This window comes from Flavobacterium sp. AC105 (assembly GCF_979258495.1).
On the sequence record NZ_OZ409860.1, the window covers coordinates 5,516,359 to 5,531,450 of the forward strand.

Annotated in this window: 15 protein-coding genes and 1 pseudogene; 8 read left to right on the forward strand and 8 right to left on the reverse strand. The window is 33.0% G+C overall.

Annotated features, from left to right (window positions below):
- Positions 1-51: 51 nt before the first annotated feature.
- The 6 genes from ACZ0AH_RS22930 to ACZ0AH_RS22955 all read right to left on the reverse strand — a co-directional run bounded on the left by ACZ0AH_RS22930 (position 52) and on the right by ACZ0AH_RS22955 (position 6,922).
- Positions 52-1,725, reverse strand: coding sequence for an arylsulfatase (locus ACZ0AH_RS22930; protein ID WP_463478039.1), 1,674 nt, complete (start codon positions 1,723-1,725; stop codon positions 52-54).
- 666 nt (positions 1,726-2,391) lie between these two features.
- Complete coding sequence (gene pyk, locus ACZ0AH_RS22935; protein WP_463478040.1) at positions 2,392-3,822, reverse strand: pyruvate kinase; 1,431 nt, start codon at positions 3,820-3,822, stop codon at positions 2,392-2,394.
- 5 nt (positions 3,823-3,827) lie between these two features.
- Positions 3,828-4,316, reverse strand: coding sequence for an IPExxxVDY family protein (locus ACZ0AH_RS22940; protein ID WP_463478041.1), 489 nt, complete (start codon positions 4,314-4,316; stop codon positions 3,828-3,830).
- A gap of 125 nt (positions 4,317-4,441) precedes the next feature.
- Positions 4,442-5,182 (reverse strand): ribonuclease III, encoded by a 741-nt coding sequence (gene rnc, locus ACZ0AH_RS22945; protein WP_463478042.1) that lies wholly within the window; start codon positions 5,180-5,182, stop codon positions 4,442-4,444.
- A gap of 9 nt (positions 5,183-5,191) precedes the next feature.
- The gene (gene fabF / locus ACZ0AH_RS22950) at positions 5,192-6,445 is read right to left on the reverse strand and encodes a beta-ketoacyl-ACP synthase II (RefSeq protein WP_463478043.1); all 1,254 of its coding nucleotides are present in this window, start codon (positions 6,443-6,445) and stop codon (positions 5,192-5,194) included.
- A gap of 240 nt (positions 6,446-6,685) precedes the next feature.
- Positions 6,686-6,922, reverse strand: coding sequence for an acyl carrier protein (locus ACZ0AH_RS22955; protein WP_007137004.1), 237 nt, complete (start codon positions 6,920-6,922; stop codon positions 6,686-6,688).
- 175 nt (positions 6,923-7,097) lie between these two features.
- Between ACZ0AH_RS22955 and purN the strand changes: the two genes are divergently transcribed.
- Together purN and rnhA are read left to right on the forward strand one after the other, a co-directional pair.
- A complete protein-coding gene (gene purN / locus ACZ0AH_RS22960; RefSeq protein ID WP_463478044.1) occupies positions 7,098-7,661 on the forward strand; it encodes a phosphoribosylglycinamide formyltransferase in 564 nt (187 codons plus the stop codon).
- Positions 7,662-7,810: 149 nt separating this feature from the next.
- Positions 7,811-8,290 carry a ribonuclease HI gene (gene rnhA, locus ACZ0AH_RS22965; protein ID WP_463478045.1) on the forward strand — a complete coding sequence of 160 codons (480 nt, stop codon included), beginning with the start codon at positions 7,811-7,813 and terminating at the stop codon, positions 8,288-8,290.
- Between the two features lie 63 nt (positions 8,291-8,353).
- On the opposite strand, the gene ACZ0AH_RS22970 is transcribed toward rnhA, so the two are convergent.
- Positions 8,354-8,701, reverse strand: coding sequence for a DUF6249 domain-containing protein (locus tag ACZ0AH_RS22970; RefSeq protein ID WP_463478046.1), 348 nt, complete (start codon positions 8,699-8,701; stop codon positions 8,354-8,356).
- A 424-nt stretch (positions 8,702-9,125) separates the two neighbouring features.
- On the opposite strand from ACZ0AH_RS22970, the gene ACZ0AH_RS22975 reads away from it, so the two are divergent.
- The 6 genes and pseudogenes from ACZ0AH_RS22975 to ACZ0AH_RS23000 all read left to right on the forward strand — a co-directional run bounded on the left by ACZ0AH_RS22975 (position 9,126) and on the right by ACZ0AH_RS23000 (position 13,833).
- Positions 9,126-9,713, forward strand: coding sequence for an RNA polymerase sigma factor (locus ACZ0AH_RS22975; protein WP_463478047.1), 588 nt, complete (start codon positions 9,126-9,128; stop codon positions 9,711-9,713).
- Complete coding sequence (locus ACZ0AH_RS22980; RefSeq protein ID WP_463478048.1) at positions 9,697-10,092, forward strand: hypothetical protein; 396 nt, start codon at positions 9,697-9,699, stop codon at positions 10,090-10,092. Before ACZ0AH_RS22975 ends, ACZ0AH_RS22980 begins: the two co-directional genes overlap by 17 nt.
- A gap of 72 nt (positions 10,093-10,164) precedes the next feature.
- Positions 10,165-10,419 carry a hypothetical protein gene (locus tag ACZ0AH_RS22985; protein WP_463478049.1) on the forward strand — a complete coding sequence of 85 codons (255 nt, stop codon included), beginning with the start codon at positions 10,165-10,167 and terminating at the stop codon, positions 10,417-10,419.
- Between the two features lie 31 nt (positions 10,420-10,450).
- A pseudogene (locus ACZ0AH_RS22990) lies at positions 10,451-10,717 on the forward strand (type II toxin-antitoxin system RelE/ParE family toxin); the annotation flags it as partial.
- A gap of 208 nt (positions 10,718-10,925) precedes the next feature.
- On the forward strand, positions 10,926-11,849 hold the full coding sequence (locus ACZ0AH_RS22995; RefSeq protein WP_463478050.1) for a PfkB family carbohydrate kinase: 924 nt from the start codon (positions 10,926-10,928) through the stop codon (positions 11,847-11,849).
- Between the two features lie 85 nt (positions 11,850-11,934).
- Positions 11,935-13,833 (forward strand): amidophosphoribosyltransferase, encoded by a 1,899-nt coding sequence (locus ACZ0AH_RS23000; RefSeq protein ID WP_463478051.1) that lies wholly within the window; start codon positions 11,935-11,937, stop codon positions 13,831-13,833.
- 540 nt (positions 13,834-14,373) lie between these two features.
- Here the strand turns inward: ACZ0AH_RS23000 and ACZ0AH_RS23005 are convergent.
- Entirely contained in the window at positions 14,374-14,985 is a 612-nt protein-coding gene (locus tag ACZ0AH_RS23005; protein WP_035646435.1) for a superoxide dismutase, read from the reverse strand.
- Positions 14,986-15,092 lie beyond the last annotated feature (107 nt).

A 15,092-nucleotide genomic window follows, 5' to 3' on the forward strand; every position in this document is an offset into this window, starting at 1 on the left:
GAAAAGAAACAGGATTTTAAAGATCCTGTTTCTTTAAAAAGTTTATTATTATTATTTCTTTTTTGGTGTGCTTTCATCCTCTTTTAACTTAGGAAGAACATTTTTCTCAATATATTTCTGTGCTTTAATATCTTTTATTGCCTCTTCCATAATGGTATAAGCTGAGAAGCTTGGCGGAATTGATCTTGGAGGAAATTCTTTGAATGTTTCTGCAAATACAACTACATCTTGTATTGCGCCATACATCAGCTGAACGTGATTAAGCTGCCAATCCCAAAAAGTATTCGAAGTGATATCGGCTCTTTCAAAAGGATCCTGGTATAAGTTGAATATTTTTTGTAAACGTAATTTGGTAAAAGGTTCTGCCCAAACTCCCATTGTACCTTCCATACGCTGTTCTGCAAAAACATATTTATAATCGCCTTCTCGCAAACCAACCAATAAGCCGTCATCATCTGTATAGAAAAATTTATCTCTGGCACTTTTTTGCGTTTTGCCACGTAAAAAGTTACTTTGATCAAAACCATCTAAATGTACTTTATATGTTTTTCCGTTTGCATTGTAACCTTTTAAAAGTTTATTTACTAAATCTGGCTCGCCTGCAATTGATGCTAAAGTTGGCATCCAGTCGTTATGACTCATTAATTCAGTTGTAACTTGTCCTGGTTTAATTACGCCAGGCCAACGTACAATACAAGGTACGCGGTAAGCTCCTTCCCAGTTTGTATTTTTTTCTGAACGATATGGTGTCATAGCTGCATCTGGCCATGTATTCATGTGAGGACCATTATCTGTAGAATAAACTACAATAGTATTGTCAGCGATTCCTAAATCATCTAATGCTTTCAAAATACTTCCAATAGTCTCATCATGCTCAATCATACCATCGATATATTCACTATCTCCGTGTGTATATCTTCCTCTGTGTTCTGCTCTAACGTGTGTACGCAAGTGCATACGTGTAGCATTGAACCAGCAGAAAAATGGTTTGCCTGCTGCATTTTGTCTTTTGATAAAATCAATAGCTGCTGCAGAAGTTTCGTCGTCTACTGTTTCCATTCTCTTTTTAGTAAGAGGGCCTGTGTCTTCTATTCTTTGTTTTCCAACTCTTCCAAAGCGAGGATCTGTGGTTGCATCATCAACATTTGTTGCCGTACATCTTAATACTCCTCTAGGACCAAATTTTTTCAAATATTCAGGATCTTTAGGGTAATCAGGCAATTCTGGTTCTTCTTCTGCATTTAAGTGATACAGGTTTCCAAAAAATTCGTCAAAACCATTTACTGTCGGTAAACTTTCGTTACGGTCACCAACGTGATTTTTACCAAATTGTCCCGTTACATACCCCAGATTTTTCATAATTCCGCCAATAGAAGGATCTAATTGGCTCATTCCCATTGGTGCTCCCGGGAAACCTACTTTTGTAAGTCCGGTTCGAAGCCCATGCTGTCCTGTTAATAAAGCAGCACGACCGGCAGTACAGCTTTGTTCTCCATAATAATGTAAAAAACGTAATCCTTCGTTTGCAAGACGATCAATATTAGGCGTTGTATATCCCATTACTCCATCGCTATATGCACTAATATTAGTAGTCCCAATATCATCCCCCCAAAGTATAAGAACATTTGGCTTTTTTTGAGCATTTACTTGTATACTCGTAAAACACAATAATGCAAAGAGCATTATGGAATTCTTAAATCCACATTTAAATTTGACTTTTTTCATGGTGATAAAATTTGTTAATAATTCTTGTTATAAAATAGTATATATATAAATCAGAAAAGGATAGATAATTTTTTACAGAATAAATTCTGTTTATTTTAATGTGATGTTTCAAATTTTAAACATCTTTATTTTGGGAGAATTTGCAACAGGAATTTTCTTAACTTTTTTTTAAGTTTCTCAAAATTAACTAATAAAAAACCTAAGAACCGTATTTATACGGATTGACATTGTTTCATTTTATAAAATGAAACATCAAAAATCTTTTATTTTGCTCCATGATGTTTCATTTTATAAAATGCACCATGCAAAAATCATTTAATTAGGCAATTAGATTTTCAATTTTTTAAAACCAAAAAATAAAACGTAAGAAAAACACTTTAAGATATAGGGCTTTTTTTATCCAAATTTTTAAAAATAGCAGTCAAAATTTATCAAAAAAATCATTTTTAAATTTTAGAAAAGAAGATCTGTGACCAAAATTTAAATATTTAGGTGTTTTGTCTAAATCTTATTGATTTAAAATGGCAATTAAGAAGTTGTTTCCTGAAAAACAACTTTTATTTGAAGTGATATTGTGTCTAAAATCTATCCTGTTTTAGACATAAAAAAAGCCATTCGACGTATCGAATGGCTTTTGGTAAATATGTAATCTTCTTTTAAAAGAAACTATTCTATTTCAGAAACTCTCATGGTATTAACCATTCCTTTGTCTTTAATTGGCATTGCTGCAAGGTTGATTAAGTAATCACCTTTTACAACAAATCCTTTTTCTTTTGCAATTTCATTAACATCAGTTACAGTGTCATCTGTACTTTCGTCTTTATCATAGAAGTATGATTTAACTCCCCATAATAAATTCAATTGCGTTAAGATTCTTCTGTTTGAAGTAAATACTAAAATATGTGCTGATGGTCTCCAGGCCGAAATTTGGAAAGCTGTATAACCACTATTTGTCAAAGTACAAATTGCTTTTGCTTTGATTTCATTAGCCAATAATGCCGCTTGGTGACAAACTGTTTTAGTAATAAAACGTTTTGTTTTGATTTGCGGTGTATTTTGTGGAACATTGATTAGCGGAGAATCCTCAACAGCCTCACAAATTTGAGTCATTTTTTGAATTACCTGTACCGGATAGTTTCCTGTAGCAGTTTCTCCAGACAACATTACAGCATCAGCTCCGTCCATTACTGAGTTAGCAACGTCGTTTACTTCAGCTCTAGTTGGCGTTAAACTTGTAATCATTGTCTCCATCATTTGTGTAGCAACGATAACAGGAATTCTTGCTATTTTAGCTCTGCGGATCAAATCTTTTTGAACCAATGGTACTTCGTGTGCAGGAAGTTCAACTCCAAGATCTCCACGTGCAACCATTAAAGCATCGCAATATGCTATAATTTTATCCATGTTCTCAAGAGCTTCCGGCATTTCAATTTTAGCAACAATCGGAATTTTATATTCTGAATGTTTAGCGATTAATTCTTGTAAGTCTTGTAAATCGCGAGGTGTTTTTACAAACGAAAGTGCGATCCAGTCTACTTTTTGCTCAATAGCAAAAATAGCATCTGCAATATCTTTTTCAGTTAAGGCCGGTAAAGAAATTTTAGTGTTTGGAAGATTAACCCCTTTTTTAGATTTTAATTCTCCACCCTGGATTACTTTAGCAACAACTTCTGTTTTTTTATCTGTAGAAATAATTTCAAAAATCAGTTTACCATCATCAAGCAAGATACGCTCACCAGGATTAACATCATTTGGGAAATTTTGGTATTTCATGAACACTTTAGAAGCTGTTCCTAAAATATCCTCAGCAGTTGTAAAAGTGATTAAATCACCATCGTGAACAACTGTTCCTTCTTCCATTACTCCAACTCTAAGTTTTGGTCCCTGCAAATCTCCAAGGATTGCAGTAGTGTAACCAAACTCTTCATTAAGACCTCTAATAATATTAATTTTCTCTTTTACTCCTTCGTAATCTGCGTGTGAAAAATTAACTCTAAACACATTAACCCCTGCATCGATCATATCTTTGATAATCTCTCTCGTACCACATGCAGGACCAAGTGTAGCGACAATTTTGGTTTTCTTGTTTGTTAACATTTTTTTTAAAAAATTAGATTGTTTTTTGATTTTATTTTGTTCGTATCTACAGCATAAATTGCTGCAATACTCTCTATTGTGTTTAATTGTTGTTGAATCGCTGAAAAATCAATAGTCTCTTCACTATTTTCTATTTTCAGGAAAAAATCCACTTTTTTGAATTCAGGAAGTAAATGAATTGTTGTGGAGACCTCACTTGTCTCATTGGAAAACAAATCTTGAAAATCATTTTTACTCGCAGAAATGATTTCATTTTTATTCTGAATTAAATTCCATGAAATAGCTTTTTCGGAATCATAATAATAGAATCGGGAAAAATTTGCTTCTCCTTCCTTAGTCTGAGCATGGATCTCGTTTTTGCTCTTACTTAAGTTGATCGGAAGGTTTTTATTGATAAAATAAGCCAATCTATAATCTTCTAATGAAGTATGAATTGCCATTAAATAATAATCAATTTCGTCAAATTCGTCTAAATCCAATCTATGAATAGCCATGTCATGAAAAATCAAGGTGTAAATATACTATTTCTAACGGAGCATAAATAGTTAAGATGTGCTTGTTTTTGTTAATTTATAAACGAAAACGTTATAGCTTTAAGAAAGTTACAGCAAAATTGTCGTTATTTCTTATCTATTTTTTCCTGAAATGCAAAATATGCACGCTGTGATGCTTTTTCTTCTGCTTTCTTTTTTGAAGTTGCTCGCGCTCTTGCAATTACTTTATCATCTATACTTAACTTAACACCAAATAAACGTTGTCCGTCAATACCGTTATCTTCAAAAATGTCGTAGTGAAAGATCCTCTTTTCTTTCTGACACCATTCGATAACTAAACTTTTATAACTAATTACTTTTCCTTCAAGTCTTGCAATATCCACATAAGGTGTAATAACTCTTTTTTGAATGAATTTTTCGCAAAAAGCATATCCTCTATCCAAATAAATTGCACCTATAAGTGATTCGAAAATATTACCATGAATATTTTCTCCAAAATGCTGGACCGGAACTTTGCTTTCAACAAAGCGAACTAAATTTAAATCTTTACCTAATTCATTCAAATGCTCACGGCTTACAATCTTAGAGCGCATTTTGGTTAAGTAACCTTCATCTCCATTAGGTGCTTTGTTAAATAGGTGCGCTGCAATTACAGCACTTAACATCGCATCTCCCAAAAACTCTAATCGTTCATAATTAATTGGATGTCCTGCACTGTCTAATTTATTAGAAGATCTATGCGTAAAAGCTTTCTTATAAAATTCGATATTAGCAGGCTCAAAACCAAGTATTTTCTGAATAGTGTCAAAAAAAATCCCGTCTTCTAGAGAACGGGATTTAGAAAATATTTTTTTGATAATATTCATATACAGAAATTAGTCAACTAATTTTTTAAACAATACACAGGCATTGTGTCCACCAAACCCAAACGTGTTACTCATAGCAACATTTACCTCTCTTTTTTGAGGCTTGTTTAAGGTAAGATTCAATGCTGGATCAATATTTTCGTCAACAACTGTATGATTAATCGTTGGCGGAACAAGGCTGTGTTGCATCGCTAAAATAGAAGCAATAGCTTCGATAGCTCCGGCAGCACCAAGCAAATGTCCTGTCATTGATTTTGTTGAATTGATATTGATGTTTTTTGCATGTTCGCCAAAAACAGCACTGATCGCTTTTAATTCGGCAACATCTCCTAACGGAGTAGAAGTTCCGTGCGTATTGATATGATCAACATCTTCAGGGTTCATTCCGGCATCTCTTAATGTATTTTTCATTACTGCAATAACGCCAATTCCTTCCGGATGTGGTGCAGTTAAGTGATAAGCATCAGATGACATTCCGCCTCCTCCAATTTCGCAATAAATTTTTGCGCCTCTGGCTTTAGCATGTTCGTATTCTTCAAGGACCAAAGCTCCTGCTCCTTCTCCTAATACAAAACCATCTCTGGTTGCATCAAACGGTCTTGAAGCTGTTTCAGGGCTTTCGTTTCTTGTTGATAAAGCGTGCATAGAGTTAAAACCTCCCATACCGGCAATGGTAATAGCAGCTTCTGAACCACCTGATACAATTACATCACACATTCCTAAACGAATGTAGTTGAAAGCATCAATTAATGCATTTGCAGAAGATGCACATGCAGAAACGGTAGTATAATTTGGACCCATATATCCGTTACGCATCGAAATGTGTGCCGGAGCAATATCAGCAATCATTTTAGGAATAAAAAACGGATTGAATTTTGGAGTTCCGTCACCTTTAGCGTAATAAATTACTTCTTCCTGAAACGTTTCTAAACCTCCAATTCCTGCTCCCCAAATAACGCCAACTCTTGTTTTGTCGACATTATCATTAGTAAGTCCTGCATCTTTGATAGCTTCATCACTGGCAGCAACAGCATATTGAGCGAATTTATCTAATCTTCGTGATTCCTTGCGATCCATGTAATCTTCGATATTGAAGTTTTTTACTTCGCAGGCAAATTTCGTTTTATGCTTCTCTGTATCATAATACGTGATAGGAGCGGCTCCGCTAACCCCATTCACAAGTGCCTCCCAGTAATCCTGGATATTATTCCCGATAGGAGTAAGAGCACCTAATCCTGTTACAACAACTCGCTTTAACGTCATAAATATGTGTTTTGTACTTTAAACAAATAAAACCCACGCTTTCTTAACTGTATTGTTTACTTAAGAGCCATGGGCATTACAATATAAATATATCTTTAGGATTGAAAAATCAATCGAAATTTAAATTTTAAAAAAATAATAACACCCGATTTTTAGAAATTCCAATTTTTAAAAAACAAATTCCAATTTTGGGATTTGGGTATTCAAATTTGGAATTTCTAAAATTCGGGTGCGGTATTATTATTTTTTAGCTTCCTCGATATAAGAAATAGCTTGACCAACAGTAGCAATGTTTTCTGCTTGATCGTCTGGAATTTGAATATCAAATTCTTTTTCGAATTCCATAATAAGCTCAACAGTGTCTAATGAGTCAGCTCCTAAATCATTAGTGAAGCTTGCTTCTGTTACAACTTCGTTTTCGTCAACACCTAATTTGTCTACGATAATCGCTTTTACTCTTGATGCAATGTCTGACATAATCTTTAATTTTAGAATTTAATTTGTTGGCAAAAATAAAAAACTTTATTTTAAAACCACGATTTAGTTTATAAATGTAACACTAATTTATAAAATTAATTTCAAGAAAGCCCTTTTAATACTATTTATTTTCGATTTTTATTCCGTTTTTTGCATTCTCAAAATGAATTCTATTATGAAAAAAATTATTGTTTTTGCCTCAGGATCAGGAACTAATGCTGAAAACATCATAAAATATTTTGCAAAAACAAAAATTGCAAAAGTCGTTTCGGTATTTACAAATAATGCTTCGGCAAAAGTGATCGAAAGAGCAAAAAATCATCAAATTCCAGTCGAAATCTTCTCAAAAACTGAACTTTTAGAGCGAAACGTCTTACAAAAAATACAAGAAATCGACCCGGATATGATAGTTCTCGCAGGTTTCTTATTGAAATTTCCGGAAAATATAATAGAGAAGTATCCTCACAAAATAGTCAACATCCATCCAGCCCTTTTACCAAATTATGGAGGAAAAGGAATGTACGGAATGCACATACACAGGGCAATAGTAAATAATAAAGAAAAAGAAACCGGAATTTCTATTCATTATGTAAATGAAAATTACGACGAAGGCGGGATTATTTTTCAGAAAAACATAGCCTTAACAGATGATGATACTCCGGAAACAGTGGCCGAAAAAATTCATGAATTAGAACAAAAGTATTTTCCGGAGATTATTTCGAGATTATTAGAAGATTAGATTTTTAGACTTCTTAGACATGAGACTTCTTAGAGCTATATTTTATTACAAATATTTAAATCTAAAAAGTCTGGAATTTAAAAATCTAAGAAGTCCCAAACAAAAATCTAAGAAGTCTAAAAATCTAATATCTAAGAAGTCTAAAAAAAATGAATCACGAAGTACATATATATACTGATGGTGCTGCAAAAGGAAATCCCGGAAATGGCGGTTACGGCGTAGTGATGGAATTGGTTGGAACGCCGCATAAAAAAGAATTTTACGAAGGTTTTCGCCTAACGACCAATAATAGAATGGAACTTTTGGCTGTAATTGTAGGTCTGGAAAAACTAAAAAACCCAAATATGAAGGTTTTAGTTGTTTCGGATTCTAAATATGTTGTCGATTCTGTTGAAAAAAAATGGGTTTTAGGCTGGGAAAAAAAGAAATTTGCAGGAAGAAAAAATGCTGATTTATGGCAACGTTTCTTAATTGTTTACCGCAAACATCAAGTTGATTTTAAATGGATTAAAGGTCATAACAATCACCCTCAAAACGAACGCTGCGATCAATTGGCCGTTATGGCATCGGCTCAGCCAAAACTTTCTGTCGATGTCTATTACGAAACTATCGGCTCAAAAATGGAATAAAAAATAACGTATCAGGAAACAAAGTCCCCCGATACGTTATTAATTTAAAGACAACTTAAACTTTTATTCTTTATCTAAATCTTTGGCTCTGTTAAATCCTACAAGCAAACCAACTCCTGACATCGTGATGATTGTTGCCGGATAAACCACATCTGAATTCATGCTTGTGTAAGTTGAAATGAATAAGGCAATAAAAAAGCCAAGTCCAATTCCGATCAAAAGAAAAGCCGTATTCAAAATAAGGATTTTCCACGCAGGGCCTCCTTTTATTGTTCCTTTAAAAAAGATACTGGCATCAACACCTTTTTCTATAAGCGCTAAACGTTCTCTGTTTCTGGTTGAATAAATTAGATAAAAGATCCCAAAGATCATTGCGAAAAAACTGATTGGAATTAAAATGTCTGGTCCCATAATTTTATATATTTAATTGATTGATACTCCATATGACGACAGGTTTTGAATTCAGGTTACAACTATTTGAAAATAAATTTTCACAGTTTTAGAAAAATCCAATTTTTTTAAATTCCAAATTCAAACATACTACTGATTTTCAACTAATTTTGATTTCATATTCCTTATAAACAGAATCGAATAACAACAGTAATTGTCATCCTGAGCAACGAAGGATCTCCGCAAGAACTAACGCAAAGCATTTTTCTAAAATTGTCGAGCTACTTACGGAGATCCTTCGTTCCTCAGGATGACAAAAATGTGTTAACCAATTTTGAACGTAAATTTACCTTCTATATATAAATTAGAAATTGAAATTTAAAAAATTGGAAGTTTATTTTTAAAAACCTGTAACCTAAATACAAACATCGTCGTCCTATATAATATGAGTGCAATCAGTGATCAACATTATATCGATAAAATTATGCAGGGCGAAACAAATGCTTTCGCCATGCTGGTTGATCGTTATAAGGATATGATTTTTACATTGGCCCTCAAAACGGTTAAAAACAGAGAAGAAGCCGAAGAAGTTGCACAGGATACTTTTATAAAGATTTATAATTCGTTGAATAAGTTTAAAGGTGATTCTAAATTTTCGACATGGATTTATAAAATTGCTTACAATACGTGTTTGGATCGTTTGAAGAAAAACAAAAAGGAAGAAAATAACATTTCGATAGATGAGTTTTCGGCACATTTAATTAAAACGATGGATAATGCTTTAAGTGTTTTAGAAGAAAAAGAACGAAAGCAGACGATTCAGAATTGTTTAAATTTGCTGTCTAGTGATGAGAATTTTTTGCTAACTTTATTTTATTTTGAAGATCAGAATTTAGAAGAAATCGGAAAAATCATGAACATCAACGCTAACAATGTAAAAGTAAAGCTGTTTAGAAGCCGACAAAAATTAGCTGTGATTTTAAAAAAGCAATTAGAACCAGAAATAATAGATTATTATGAAAGAGAGCGATAAAAATATAGAAAATCTGATTGAGAAAATGATGGCCGAAAATACTTTGGAATCTCCATCAATTGACTTTACTTCAAAAATAATGTCTCAGGTTTTAGTGGCTGAAAAAAGCAAAATTAAAAACTACAAACCTTTGATTTCTAAATCGACCTGGATTTTTATTGCCATTTGTTTAGTTAGTATTGCTGTTTATTCTTTTCTGTTTTCAGGAACTGAAAGCAATTTGGAAATTGGAAATTCTTATTCAGACAGTGTTTCAGCATTTTTCTCCGGAATTCATATTTCAAACACTATATTGTATGCTCTTTTAGTTGTTCCTTTTATGATTTTGATTCAGATTGGAGTTTTGAAGAATTATTTTGATAAGAAGTATCAGTTGTAGATTAAAAACAAAACTTTAACTAATTTGAAATTCAATTTGTTGTAATTTTGCAAGGTCTTTAATTCTAATAAAATGATACAAAAAACTATTACTCCCAAAGATAAAATTGTTAATCTTTCTTTTGAGATTCCAAAAAATTATATTGGAAAAGCATTGAAGGTATCTATTAATTTTGAAGATGAAAACGATCAAATTGAAAGTAGTTTATCTAAAGAAGAATTTGCAAAATGGATAGAAATTGCTGAAAAATCCCCAACAATGTCTTTAGAAAAGTTTAATGAAAAATGGGAAGAGAAAAAGAAAAAAATCCAAAACAATATACGTTAGAAATATCTGAGAATATTTTCAAAATTTAGAAGAGATCGTCGATTATATTGCGTTCGAAAAACACCAGCCTTTAAATGCGGTTAAAATTGGTAATGGTATAAATAAAACAATGAATAAAATTATTCATAATCCTTTGATTTATTCTGCATGCGAAAATTTACCTACCAAAACTAAAATTTATAGAGAAGCCACATACAAAACATGGTTAATTATATTTAAGGTAAAAAATAATAATATTAAAATTCTTGGCGTTTTAAGTGGAAAAAGAAAAAATTCTTCTTTTAGAAAGCTTAAATAAAATCTAAACATTTTTCAAAAATAATTATTGGATTTTAAATCAGAAAATCATATTTTAAGCACTCCAAACAATCAAATATAATTGATTCATTTCCAATAGTTTTAGCCCCGCAAACGATATTGTTTTTTTATGAAAATTTTGAGAACTTAAACCGTTGCAATATTGCAACTTATGAAGTATCTTTGCACCCTAATTCGAAATTCATAAAATGAATAAATTATTGATTGTTGGAACAGTTGCTTTCGACGCGATTGAAACTCCTTTCGGAAAAACAGATAAAATATTAGGTGGTGCTGCAACATACATTGGTTTATCAGCGTCATTTTTTAACTTGCAATCGGCCATTGTTTCTGTAGTTGGCGACGATTTTCCTCAAGAACATTTAGATCTTTTAACTTCAAAAAATATTGATATCTCTGGTATCGAAATTGTAAAAGGCGGAAAAACCTTTTTCTGGAGCGGTTTATATCACAACGATCTAAACTCTAGAGACACTCTTGTAACTGAACTGAACGTTTTGGCTGACTTTCAACCAAAAGTTCCTCAAAACTATAAAGATGCTGATGTTGTGATGTTAGGAAATTTACATCCTTTGGTACAAAGCAGCGTTTTGGATCAAATGGAGAAAAAACCAAAATTAGTAGTTTTAGACACTATGAACTTTTGGATGGATTGCGCTTTACCTGAACTATTGGATGTAATTAAACGTGTAGACGTAATTACAATCAATGACGAAGAAGCAAGACAACTTTCAGGAGAATACTCATTAGTAAAAGCAGCAAACAAAATCCAGGAATTGGGACCAAAATATGTGGTGATCAAAAAAGGAGAACACGGAGCACTTTTATTCCATAACAGAGAAGTATTCTTTGCACCGGCTTTACCATTAGAAGATGTTTTTGATCCAACAGGAGCCGGAGACACTTTTGCAGGTGGTTTTTCAGGATTTATTGCACAAAGCGAAAACATCTCGTTTAACAACATGAAAAATGCAATTATTTACGGTTCGAATTTAGCTTCATTTTGTGTGGAGAAATTTGGAACCGAAAGGATGGAAACAGTAAGCAAAGCTGAAGTAGCGATTCGATTACAACAATTTAAGTCGTTAACTCAGTTTGACATAGAAATATAATGCCCCGAAGCCTCGATAACACGGGGCTTTTTTATTACGTTATTACGCACAACTTACAACAACAACAACACAAATACAAAATACAATGAGCGACGCTTTAAAACACGAATGTGGTATAGCCTTAGTTAGACTTCTTAAACCGCTTGAATATTATAAAGAAAAATACGGAACTGCTTTTTACGGTATACAAAAAATGTACCTGATGATGGAAAAGCAACATAACCGTGGACAAGACGGAGCTGGTTTTGCAAGCATTAAATTAGACGTTGAACCTGGACAACGTTACATTAGCAGGGTTCGTTCAAATCATGCACAGCCAATACAAGATGTTTTTAAACAAATCAATGAGCGAATCAGCGAAGAATTAAAAGCACAACCTGAAATTGGCGACGATGTTCAAAAAATAAAATCTGAAATACCATATGTTGGTGAATTATTTTTAGGACACGTTCGTTACGGAACCTTCGGAAAAAACAGCATCGAAAGTGTACATCCATTTTTACGCCAGAGTAACTGGATGCACCGTAATCTAATTTTGGCAGGGAACTTTAACATGACAAATGTGAAAGAGCTTTTCGAAAATTTAGTAGAACTTGGACAACATCCAAAAGAAATGGCGGATACTGTAACAGTTATGGAAAAAATTGGACACTTCTTAGACAAAGAAGTAATGCAATTATACCAGGACTGTAAAACAGAAGGTTATTCTAAAAGAGAAGCTTCTCCGGTAATTGCAGATCGATTGGATATTGCAAAAATATTAACACGTTCTGCTAAAAATCTTGATGGAGGTTACGCAATGGCTGGATTATTAGGTCATGGTGACGCTTTCGTTTTTAGAGATCCTGCGGGAATTCGTCCGGCATATTTTTATCAGGATGATGAAGTTGTAGTTGTAGCCTCTGAAAGACCTGTTATTCAAACTGTATTTAATGTGCCTTTTGAAAGTGTTCAGGAAATCGATCCGGGAAATGCTTTAATTATCAAGAAAAACGGAAAAGTTTCGATGGAACAAATCCTTGAACCAACTGTTAAAAAAGCGTGTTCTTTTGAAAGAATATATTTCTCTAGAGGAAGTGATGCTGAAATTTATCAGGAACGTAAAAATTTAGGAAAATTAATTTTGCCTGCAGTTCTTGAATCAATTGACAGCGATACTGATAATACTGTTTTCTCTTATATTCCGAATACTGCCGAAACTTCATTTTATGGTTTAGTTGAAGCTGCTCAGGATTTCCTAAATCAAAGAAAAAACAATTATATTCTTGAAAACAGAAACACACTTACAGCCGAAACTTTACAGGAATTATTAGCCGTAAAAATTCGTACGGAGAAAGTTGCCATTAAAGATGCGAAACTTAGAACTTTTATCACTGAAGACAGCAGTCGTGATGATTTAGTAGCTCACGTTTATGATGTGACTTACGGAGTTATTAAACCAACTGATAATTTGGTTATTATTGATGACAGTATTGTTCGTGGTACAACTTTAAAAATGAGTATTATCAAAATGATGGATCGTTTAAAACCTAAACGTATCGTAATCGTTTCATCGGCACCTCAAATTCGTTACCCTGATTGTTACGGAATTGACATGGCAAAACTAGAAGGCCTTGTTGCTTTTAGAGCAGCATTAGCTTTATTAAAAGAAAGAAACTTATACCATATAGTAGACGAAGTTTATGCAAAATGTAAAGCACAGGAAAACTACATTGATAGTGATGTTGTTAATTATGTTACTGCCATTTACGATCAGTTTACACCAGAAGAGATTTCAGATAAAATTGCCGAAATGCTGAGTTCTCCGGAAATCAATGCCGAAGTAAAAATCATTTTCCAAAAAGTAGAAGATTTGCATATCGCATGTCCTAAAAATTTAGGCGATTGGTACTTTACGGGAGATTATCCTACACCAGGAGGAAATCGCGTTGTGAACCGTGCATTTATGAATTTTTATGAAGGAAAAGACGCAAGAGCGTACTAAAAGTATTAACAAAAGGTTAAATTATGCATTTCATCGGTTTTATTTGCCGTTCATCCTATATGTTTGGTAAAATTGAAAAGCTATAATACTTTTGAGATACCATAACATTAGTAGGTTAAGTTTATGGTAGATTTGGGGCAAAAAGGGTGGAAGGAATTCCACCTTTTTTATTGGAATAAACTCAACTATTTCTAAAGTAGGATTTTACAGTCACTTAATCGGATTTATTTGCCATTCGTCTAAAAAGTTTTTTTCATACATATAGCTACCATACATTTACAAAACCATAACATTAGTAGGTTAAGTTTATGGTAGATTTGGGGCAAAAAAGGCGAAAGAGATTTCGCCTTTTTTATTTTATATCAGAACAAAGAGAATAGATGAAAGAGAATAGATGAAAGAGAATAGATGAAAGAGAATAGAAGTAAGATTAAAGAAGAAAGACTATAGATACAGATTGATAAAAAAGGTAATACAAAAAAAGACGGATAGCTATCAAGCCATCCGTCTTTTTTCTTTACTCTTTATTCTATTTTCTTCTTACTTGTCTAAAGCAAATCTTCTTGCAACTTCTGTCCAGTTAATTACACTGAAGAAAGCTTCAATATAATCTGGTCTTCTGTTTTGATAGTTTAAGTAGTAAGCATGCTCCCAAACGTCCATTCCTAAAATTGGAGTTCCACCGTTACCAGCAACTTCCGGCATTAATGGATTATCCTGATTTGGAGTACCTACAACTTCTAGTTTACCACCTTTTTGTACTGTTAACCAAGCCCATCCTGAACCAAATTGAGTTGCTCCGGCTTTAGCAAATTTTGCTTTAAACTCTTCAAAAGTTCCAAAAGAAGCTTCGATTGCAGCTAATAAATCACCTGTTGGTAATCCGCCACCGTTTGGAGACATTACAGTCCAGAATAAATTGTGGTTGTAGAAACCTCCACCATTGTTACGAACTGCAGCGTTTGATTTATCTAGATTGATTAAGATGTTTTCGATTGTTTTTCCCTCTAAATCTGTTCCTGCAATTGCAGCATTAAGATTTGTTGTATAAGCATTATGATGTTTTGTGTGGTGAATTTCCATTGTACGAGCATCAATATGTGGTTCTAATGCATCATATGCATAAGGTAATTGTGGTAATTCAAAAGCCATGATATTATGATTTTATGGTTTATAATAATTTATCCCAAATTTAGACATTTAACTTTGGAATAGAAAATACTATTTCGTTATAATTCAATTTAATTAATTGATAATTT